The 517-nt window shown below is 78.3% G+C and carries 1 protein-coding gene; it reads left to right on the top strand.

Annotated elements, in window-relative coordinates:
• Positions 1–252: HAD family hydrolase (locus FNQ90_RS26355; RefSeq protein ID WP_182608582.1), on the top strand; the 252-nt coding region annotated here is incomplete at its 5' end.
• Between the last annotated feature and the right edge of the window lie 265 nt (positions 253–517).

The following is a 517-nucleotide window of genomic DNA, read 5'->3' as shown; positions in this document are numbered from 1 at the left end:
GACGTGCTGGTCGGCGACCTGTGGGCGGAGGCCAAGGCGATCGCCCTGCGCGAGCACGGCGCCGGGATATACGTCGGCGACCACCTCGGGGACATCCGGGGCGCGGTCGCGGCGAACGCGCTGTCGGTGACCGTGCCCACCGGCCCGTACGGGGCGGAGGAACTGCGGGAGGCCGGCGCGGACGTGGTGCTCGCCGACGGACTGCCGGGGTTCCCCGCCTGGTTGACCGGTCACCTGACGGCGGGCGGCTGACCCACGGAACGGCGGCCCGCCGTCGGACGTTCCTCCCGGGGCCGGGGCCGGGGGCACCGGTACCCGGAGCTCCCGGCCGGGTTGTTCCGCGGTCGGCAGCCGGCGGGCGAGGGGGGCCGACGAAGGGCCCGGACGGGCAACGGCCGTCGCGGCGCTCCGGAACGGCCCGGGGGTGAGCGGACCGGCGATCGGCCGGTCGTGGGGCGGTTCCGGACCGGCGGGGTGTCAGCCCGTCGTACCCCCGGTGTCCGGGGTGGCGGTGCCC

The sequence above is a fragment of the Streptomyces alkaliphilus genome, from assembly GCF_014141535.1.
Taxonomy (GTDB): domain Bacteria; phylum Actinomycetota; class Actinomycetes; order Streptomycetales; family Streptomycetaceae; genus Streptomyces; species Streptomyces alkaliphilus.
This window is presented reverse-complemented; position numbering and strand designations above follow the sequence as displayed.